The sequence below is a fragment of the Photobacterium phosphoreum genome (genome assembly GCF_002954725.1).
Taxonomy (GTDB): domain Bacteria; phylum Pseudomonadota; class Gammaproteobacteria; order Enterobacterales; family Vibrionaceae; genus Photobacterium; species Photobacterium phosphoreum.
The window spans coordinates 1,463,820-1,472,824 of the sequence record NZ_MSCQ01000001.1 but is presented as its reverse complement, the minus strand read 5'-3'; the positions used below and the strand labels follow the sequence as shown (position 1 = coordinate 1,472,824).

Annotated in this window: 5 protein-coding genes and 1 tRNA gene; 2 read left to right on the top strand and 4 right to left on the bottom strand. The window is 39.5% G+C overall.

From position 1 onward, the window contains the following. Positions 1–10 precede the first annotated feature (10 nt). A tRNA-Leu gene (locus BTO21_RS06510) sits at positions 11–95 on the top strand. Positions 96–1,409: 1,314 nt separating this feature from the next. Here the strand turns inward: BTO21_RS06510 and BTO21_RS06505 are convergent. The 4 genes from BTO21_RS06505 to BTO21_RS06490 are packed head-to-tail and all read right to left on the bottom strand — an operon-like array spanning position 1,410 to position 7,850. Then, entirely contained in the window at positions 1,410–2,258 is an 849-nt protein-coding gene (locus tag BTO21_RS06505; protein ID WP_045030541.1) for a DUF7281 domain-containing protein, read from the bottom strand. Continuing rightward, entirely contained in the window at positions 2,255–3,553 is a 1,299-nt protein-coding gene (locus BTO21_RS06500) for a hypothetical protein (RefSeq protein WP_045030543.1), read from the bottom strand. Before BTO21_RS06500 ends, BTO21_RS06505 begins: the two co-directional genes overlap by 4 nt. Beyond that, on the bottom strand, positions 3,553–4,191 hold the full coding sequence (locus BTO21_RS06495; RefSeq protein ID WP_045030545.1) for a hypothetical protein: 639 nt from the start codon (positions 4,189–4,191) through the stop codon (positions 3,553–3,555). Before BTO21_RS06495 ends, BTO21_RS06500 begins: the two co-directional genes overlap by 1 nt. Next, on the bottom strand, positions 4,188–7,850 hold the full coding sequence (locus BTO21_RS06490; protein WP_105026735.1) for an ATP-binding protein: 3,663 nt from the start codon (positions 7,848–7,850) through the stop codon (positions 4,188–4,190). The genes BTO21_RS06495 and BTO21_RS06490 overlap by 4 nt, the downstream gene beginning before the upstream one ends. Before the next feature lie 215 nt (positions 7,851–8,065). Here BTO21_RS06490 and BTO21_RS06485 point away from each other — a divergent pair, with 215 nt between their 5' ends. After that, positions 8,066–8,914: a BrxR family helix-turn-helix transcriptional regulator gene (locus BTO21_RS06485; protein ID WP_045030546.1), complete on the top strand. Its 849-nt coding sequence runs from the start codon at positions 8,066–8,068 to the stop codon at positions 8,912–8,914. Positions 8,915–9,005: the final 91 nt, after the last annotated feature.

Below are 9,005 nucleotides of genomic sequence, written 5' to 3'. Positions count from 1 at the left end.
TGAGAATAAAGCCCGAGTGGTGAAATTGGTATACACGACGGATTCAAAATCCGTTTCCTTCGGGAGTGTCGGTTCAAGTCCGACCTCGGGCACCAATTTAAATAATAAAGCCTCAGCTCACGCTGGGGCTTTGTTGTTTCTAGCCTAATCAAAAACGTAGCCCTGTCTTTTTGTGGCCAACTTCCTGTCTCATTCCGTTAAAGCTACTTCGTAAAACGGCTGTTCCTGCTCATATCTGGTGGTGTTGAAAATTCATAGCCGATTACTGTCCTGTAAATTCCAACATAATCTAACGCTTTTTAGGACGTTTAAATGTCCATATCTGGTACGCCAAGAGATTATTTAGTGGTGATGTGATTGATGGCGTAGCAGGCTATTTAGCGTTGTTAGAGTGTCATTAAATTACGTGCTTAGTTTTAGTTATAAATTTAATCAAATATATATCGAAATGAAGCTGACTGACTTGTTGTTTGGTTAAAGCCAATGAAGTTATGAAAGACAGGACGAGGGCAGGAGGGCACAAGTTGCTTTATAAATAATCGAGGAGCTCATTAACGGTTGTGGTTGTTGTGAGTAAAAATAAAAATGCAATACGTTACGAAATTAGGCCATCACGCAAAGGTGCTATTACAGGAGCAGTGACAGAGATTGCTATTGGTCGTTTCTTGCCCTCTAGGAATGGCTGTTGGTGCGCACGCTTGGCTATGTGCTTGGTAGTGATGACGATTAAGTTATGTAATAAGTAAGATAAAGAAGATGGTGGTTTTGGTTGCTATCTTCTTTTTTCGTAAGTAGGGATACAATTAATTAACTGATATTTAATGATTATTTTTGTATGTACAATAGTGTCGTTGGGGATATATACAAACCATTAAACATATAATCATAAATTAAGATCCTTAATCGATAAGATACCAAGAATATTATTTATCAATAGAGTGCGTAGCTATGTTTTGTGCAAAATCACACGATAGTAATAATAATGGAGATGTGATTTTACAATTTCTGCTCGCATACTTTTGTCTCTGGATGCTTATGAGTAAAAAGTTGGTGTAGTGGAATAGTAGTAGAAATTAATACTTACTGATAAAAAATTGATAAGTTTTATTGATTTCAATGACGGAAGTCTTGGTGGGCATGCTTAATTGGGTTTGGGCCCGTGGTATGGATTGAAATGTATATTTATATTATGATTAATTTTTTGTTAGAAAAAGCAGTAGCAAAAACATTAAAAATGACCCGATTCGATATTTTTTGTAACAGAAGTTATAGGTGATTTTCATGCCTACATAACGTTGTAACACAATTTTTCCCATTCCAATTTTGCAGATTGATCCGACTCTTCCTTACTTTTGCTAATGACTGATTTACAGAGTAGCCTAATGGATCTAAAGCTACTTTTTTAAATATTACTTGAGGGGATACAAGACTAAAGGGATGCTGTTCGCAACGATTGATTCTTGTGTTATTCCTTTTTCTACACTAGAGATTAATGCCTCTAACTTGGAGGGGAGTACCTTTGATACTCGTTCCCAATATCTGTATTGATCTTCAAATAGAGTGGAATTCCCATGCTCAATAAGAGCTTCTCTTGATATTGAGGGAATAAGTATATGGCTTGCTCCCGATGCTACAGCGAAAGAAATACCAGAAGGGTCGGTATCAAACCAAGCAACAAGCTCAATGTGCAGAAAACTCTTAGCAATTTCCTTTGATATAACACCACTTTCCTTATCACCCCGATATATAACTAGTGGATTGAGGCAAACATCCGAATTAATGGACCTAAATTGAGAAAACGCTTCATAGTTTTCAACAATCACAACTTGACTGTGCTCAATGCTCTTTAAATGACTTAAAGCTATCTCAATATTCATACCTTCTTCTAAATCATATGATTTGCCATTTATGTTCGTGGACAAAACCCCATAAATTTTAATCATCTTGTCTTTTACAGGCCTTGAACTTAGTTTCTCATTTGGAAAGAACTGAGCCATCTCCGTTCGAGAATGTGGGATAGGGTCAGTTAAAAGATCAAAACCAGATTGTTCTTTAATTATTTTTCTAATTTGACGTATATCTCTAGGCGTCAGCTGTAGCTTCTCACCTCTGACGATACCAACACTAAAGTCGTGATGAAAAATCTCAAAAACGCCACTCAGCACTACATTGGTACCGTCTTTAACCTTCGCTGGAGAGAAAAGCTGTTTTAGCCGATTTAAATCACTACCAGTTATATCATCAATAATTCTACTCACCGTTTCCTCGCTATAGACACATCTTCTAAGTGAAGGTTGCCATAACCTATATTGCTACCTTTTGCTAAATAGGTATAAGACCCGATAGGCTCGACGATAAAGCCTTTGCTATCCTCGGGAAGCATTGAACTATGGAAATTAAGCACGCTAAATAACCACACATCTTTAGCGCAAGTGAGCTGGTCAAGATCTTCTGGTAAATCACTATTGATTTGCTCGTAATATTCCAAGGCAGAAATGCTGGTTTTTCCCTTCCCAATAAAGGCTTCAGCAAAAAAGGTATCGCAATGAGAATCAATGTCCGCTTCAATCAGCTCTTGTATTTCAACATCAAGTGTCAATTCTCGGCGCTCAGCTTCTTCAACAACCGGAAGTTCATCTTGTTCGACAGGTTGTGCCGTGATTTTCTCAACAATATCGGCCAATTCTGGCTCTTGGTCCATATCATCAGGATTTGGATGGTGCGCAAATTCAATCGGCTCTGAAAGCCAAAACGTCGGTATGCCATCGTGCTTTGCTATCTCATCGGGCAAAATCAAATCGTCACTTGGTGTCCAGTGTGGCTCTTGATCAATAAACCGATCAAAGGCGTTGACCAGGTCTTTATCACGCTCTCGGTTACGATACTTCAGCATCAAAGCTCGAAGTTGAATTAGGATAGAGCCGAGCTCTTGTTGGCAACTACGAATAGCTCTGTGCATTTCAGTACAAAACAAGGTGTTGAGCTCTGAATTATCTCCAGCTGTTTCACTCAACAACTTAAAAGAAAAAGCTTTCATGCCACTAACAAGCTTTTCAGCTTGCTCTATAGCGACTTGGTTCTCTTTTTGCTTTTGGACGAGCGTATGACCATAACCAAAGTCATAACTGATACGGTTTCTTAGGCGACGACAAGACTCTTGCAAATCCATTGTAATTTCATAGACTACCCCTTCAAGGCTATTAAACCTATCTGCCTCTTGTTCTCTTTTGCCATTTAATTTAGCTTCCAGATATTCTTGTGCAAGGTTCTGAATTTCTGGAATGCGCTCAGCGTGTTGAGTTCCAAGAAATGAACTAGCTTCCGTTTCAAGGAAATAGTTCATCAGTGCTTCCATCTTAGGATGTACACGGTAGCCGCGGCTTGTCACGATAACAACACGGGCTTCTTTTAACTTACGTAGGTCGTTGGCGTTCTCATGAGTTTCACGTATCGTGCCATTTTCAAAAACATAAGTTAATGTGTCCTTTGCTTGGCTGATTAAGCTAAGCATGTGGTTGACACCACCATGTTTCCCATTGCTTTGAGAGCTCATCAAAAGTCGAACTCCTCTTGGTTCTCGTTTGCTTTGTTAACTGCCTCAACAATCTTTTCATGGGTATCGATGAAATCGAGCACTTCGTAAATAAAATCTAACTTTCCTGTCATCACATAGAGCTGACGCTCTTTATTGACTAAATGAGCCACCCCTTCTTTAACCAGAAATTCGACAACCACATTGAGTTTATCAGTTGCACTGTCACGCACTTTTTTTCGACTCACTTTCGGGAGTCGGTAAATACTATCGAGTTTATCCATCAAGCTAGGAGACGATTGGATTTGTGCACTCAATACAGGCACACTTAACTCATCACCACCAACCATCACTGCTTCAACTTGAGCAGCCTCACTGACTGTCGCCACGAACTTAACCACTGGTCGGATGATACCGTGTACATTGTTCATCAGCGCGGTCACCTGACGACGATTGTGATCGTCGATACTTTTATAGGTGACATAATAGGCACTGGTTCGGCTCGTACACTGGAGCTCTCGGCTCATAAGTGTCAACGCTTGATTGATTTCTCGGCGAGTACGATCCTCTTTAAGCGTCTTATAAGCTTCACGATCGGTTGCTGGACAGATAAAATGACCACTAAGTAGAGACTCTAGGACTTGTGATACTGGCTTCATGCTTCTACTCCTGTGCTAGTTTCAGCGGCTTTGGCTAACGCGAGTTTACTTACTTTAGGTTTGTTGAAAATGTTCTTGTAAGGCGTTAAGTGGTACAGGTACTTAAATAAATTGGCTGTACGGTTATTACCATCGGGCTGAGCCGCAATAACATTGAAGTTGTGTGATCCCATCATCTTAAGTAGTTTGGCTTGGTTTTCTGCCGTCAGTTTACCAATCTCATCGGTTGGGTAAGTTATTGATAGTCGACTTGCTCCACGTTGTTGCGTCAGTAGCGCTAAATACAACATGGATTGAATAAGCAAGTTCGTGCCATTACTGGCTAAGTCACGCATATCTTTATCTGTTTTGGCGGTTTTACGCTGGTTGTTCTCGATAACTTCAAATTTGATGTCAAACAGCTCAGTAGGCTTCTTAACTTTCTCGGCACTAATATGATAAGTCAGCGTATCTAAAGCATTGTAAAACTCTTTAGTTGGTAGCTCAGCAGATCCCGTTTTATCCCACTCTTCATAAATCTCAGAGAAGTTAATAATATCTTCCCAACCTTGTAGTTTGGAAAGTGAACTTTCAACGTTAATGTCAATAGAACCAACCACCGAGAACGTGTTATTGACCTTTACTTGTTCGGAAATATTGCGACCAAGTTTCTTAATATCACGATCGAAGCCAAGTAGCCGATGCTTGAAGTCAACGAGCATACGCCCCATGTTGACCGCGCTTTCAATTGTTATACGGGTCACTTGAGGAATAATGTCATTCATGATTATTTCTAGAATATCTATTCGCTTAGAGTCACTAGCAACAATATCTTCTGTAATAGTGTTTCGGCTGCTTTCATTCCAGAAACGATACAGTTCCCCGTCACCAAGGTTGAGAGTGATAGTTTCCATTTGTTGTATATCTTTTTTACGTTGCTTAGTAAGTCTCTCTAACTCCGGGAGTTTGCTCTCCACATCATTCAATAGTGAATTTAAATCGCCGTTATAGTCGTTCTCTTCTTGGCTCCCTTCTTCGTCCTCAAACATCACGTAGTTAGTTAGGCGAGAGATTGCACTGTCAGCTCGCTGCTTGTGGTTCTTTAAGATAGATAGTTTTTCATCAAACTCTTTCTTGGTTCGATTAGCTTCGACTCTAAGCTCTATCAGTTTTGTTTCTAAAGATTTAACTTCTTGATGCACCGCTTCAAGTTCTTTTACCTTAGTATTACGATCGTCACGCCTCTTAGGGTCATCCACTTCATAAACAGCAATCCATGTCTCATATTCTTTGATCTTATGAGACTTCGCTTTTAAGTTTTTGATCTGATTATCAAGAAATTCAATTTCTTCTTTATAGCGTTGATAGATTTCACCGCTAATACCTTGCTTGCTCAACCGCTGTTCATACTCCGTTTTGATACGCTGTTTGTTCTCGCCTAACGTCAAAGTACTTTTTGCCAGTAGTTCGTCTATAGCGCCGATCGTGAGAGCAAGTGATGATTCAATATTGCCAATTTGAGTAAGCCTATCGTTGTTTAGCTCTAATTTTGCCTCTTTAAAACGCTCAAGCGCCAATGAGACTTCTCGCTCAGTCTGGGATATGGCTTTCTCAATCGATTTGATGCTTATATTTATTTTTTCGATTAAGCCCTCTTTTGCACGGGCAATCTCTATTTTCTTATTGTTAAGGTTAACCTTAGTTTGAGCTAGGTCACCTTCAGCGTTGCGCAGCTCATTGCGTAGTCGTGACAACTCTAGACCTGACTGTTTAACAGCAGAGTTATTTTTTGAAATTTTCTTATTAAAATCGATCTCTGCATCGTCAAGCTCATCGATAAGATCCATCAAATTAGCTTGCTCTTCGAGATCAGCTTTATTGGTGACACTACAATCAGCTAGGTTGCTCGTATCGATGTATAAGTCATACATAGAACCTGAATCTTCAGTCATTGATGGTGTGAGTGTCGTGTCCATCAAAAGCTCATCGGTAAGAATACGACCAAGTGGAGAGCTTTGCCATCCCTGTCGATTAGCTTCCAAGAATGAGAACAAGGTTCCTGAATCTGGGTCTAATCGGTTACTGACTACTTTGAATCTAGCTTCGGCATCGCGCTTGTTACGACGAGTGTCCTCTAAGCTTTCGAGTAGCTTTTCACGTTTAGTTTGTAAGTTGCCTCCTTCCTTCTCGATCACAAGTGTCGTGTGTTTTAACGTGTCGACTTCCTCTTGCAATCTGTCCTTCTCTAACTCCAATTGTTCTCTCTGTTCAATGAGAAGCTCATCAATATCAGGATTTTTTAGTCGCTGTTTTTGAGTGGCGAGATCAGCCTTACGCTTCATTAGAGTCGAAGATTTGTCAGTAGTGAAACTTGTATGATATTCGGTCAGTTCCTTTAACTGTGGCTGATACACAGCGTCTATCTTGTCTTTCTTAACCTTGAATTCTTTTTCGGCATCAAGTTTTTGCTCTATTAGGTCAGACTTTTCTTTATTGAACTTACTAACAAGGCTTTGTTTGTCTTTCTCATGCTTTGCTTTAGCATCATTGAACTTAATTTCAAGATCGGCGTAACTTTGTCTTTGATGTGTCACCTTATCTTCCATTTCTGGAAGTTGCTTAAGCTTAACCGACAGTTCTGGGTAACCATTATTTTCGTATGTTATAAGCTTGCTGTGATGAACGTCGATCTCAGACTCAATACTTGTAATAGAACGTTGAAGAGCATTCTGTCGAACCTCTTTATCGAGCTTTTTTTCATTAATTTCGCCAATCTTCCTATCGCTATTCTCAAGAAAGTCTGCGCGCATTAGATCTGCTTTCTTACGGGACTCATCAAGGTTTTCAGAGGCTTCACGAATGATTGTTAAGGCATTGGCGAGCTGAGTGGTTAAGTACGCGATCTGCTGATTGTTCGCAATAGCTTCAATGAATGCGTCTTTTTTATCTAGGAAAGCTGTTAGACCGCTGTAGTCATCGCACCATTGTTCAATTCTGTTCGCATCCACACCAAATTCTAGTGTGCTATTACCTTGTTCAAGAATATCAAGAAAAAGCGCCTTGGTGTCGGCCATGTTGAATTCACCCTGAATCAATGCGGCGGTGATTTTTTCGATATGACGAACATCATGACGGCCAGAGCACAAAGAATAACTTAGAAACTGATTGTTCAAAGTTCCTGCATTAATGTTTTGGATAATTTCGCGGTACTCTTTGACATTAGTAATACGGGACTCATAATCCAAACCGTTAACGGCCAGTTCTGCGGCCAATTTTGTACAGGCAATAGCGTATGGTTTTTCTTCGCTGTCTTGTTTAATGATCACTGATTGTTCAAACTGACCTTTAACGAAAAGGTAAACAATGCCACCTTTAGTACTGAGGTTTCGATAACAAATGACATGAGCAACTTGACCACGAGCAGTAATGTACTCGAAAACAATATAACTGTTGCTGTGTGGTAAGTACCATTCTACAAAGGGTTTATTAACATTCGATTTCCTGACGATCTGCGTGCCAGTAGCTCCATAAAAGAACGGAATAAGCCTTAATAAGGATGTTTTTCCTTCTCCGTTACCGCCAGTGATTTGAGTGGGAGAGTCAAAGTAATACTCTGAAAACATCTTGTTTTTCTGATAAGAATTTATTGCGATAACTTTAGTCAATCCGGCATACATCATCGTGTTTTTCCTGATTTTTTGTTTATTTGATTGAAAATAAACCAATTTTAATTTGTGGTAACTAAATCAGGTAACAGCTTTCAATACCATTGACTCTCTCACAGTAATGATTCCTGACTCTATTTTCCTTTCTCTATTTCCATAATAAATATATGTACTTTTTTAATACATGTATACACTGTATACATCAACATGTAGCATTTATGAGCACGAACATGAGTCAAGCAGATATCAAATGGGACCAACAAGTACGATTTCGACTAATTGAAATCATAGCTCTGTGGGAGGGTAGGCTGACGACAAATCACCTATGTGATGCTTTTCACATAGGGCGACAACAAGCTTCTAGGGATATTAACAAGTACATTAACTTGACTGACCAAGATCAATTGATACTGGATAGGACGATTAAAGGCTATAGGCCAGCAGACAACTTTAAGCCTTTGTTTACTCAAGGAACAGCTCATGAGTATCTGCTCATGCTTCATCAGCAATATAACCAAGAAGAGACCTTTGAGTTTTTTAATTGGGGGGAAGCTCAATCGACTGTATTGAATGTTCCCGAAAGATCTATATCACCGAACATCGTTCGAGGATTAATCGCGGCAGCAAGGGCTAACCTTCGCGTAGATATAGACTACGTGTCGCTCTCTACACCTGAGGTGCGAGGTAGAATAATTGCGCCTCATAGTTTGGTATATGATGGTATCAGATGGCATGTGAGAGCCTACTGTGAAGACAAACGTGAGTTTCGCGACTTCGTTCTTAGTCGTTTTCGAAATGAACCAGATTTAATGGATAAATCAGTAAATACTCGAGAACATGATGAAGACTGGAATTATCAAGTTAGAGCAAATATTACTCCCAATCCTAATCTTTCTGAGAAACAACAGCGTATCGTTGCTGAAGATTATGGGATGAAAAATGAGAAGCTTTCAATCGTTATACGAAAGGCTTTAATGCATTATTATTTACGTCGTATGGGCGTTACACTGGATAAAAAATTGCTAAAGGAACAACCAGAAGTGTACCAACTAACAGTTATCTCAGATCTGCCCCTTTAATTTTTGGGCTCTGAGTTAAGTGACTTTTCTATACTTGAAGCTATCCATAATTTACAAATTTAAGCATAAACTCTAAGTAACTTATATCCAG

Coding starts and splice junctions, on each gene's coding strand:
- BTO21_RS06500 (WP_045030543.1), bottom strand. CDS start 3,553: ATGAGCTCTCAAAGCAATGGGAAACATGGTGGTGTCAACCACATGCTT.
- BTO21_RS06495 (WP_045030545.1), bottom strand. CDS start 4,191: ATGAAGCCAGTATCACAAGTCCTAGAGTCTCTACTTAGTGGTCATTTT.
- BTO21_RS06490 (WP_105026735.1), bottom strand. CDS start 7,850: ATGATGTATGCCGGATTGACTAAAGTTATCGCAATAAATTCTTATCAG.
- BTO21_RS06485 (WP_045030546.1), top strand. CDS start 8,066: ATGAGTCAAGCAGATATCAAATGGGACCAACAAGTACGATTTCGACTA.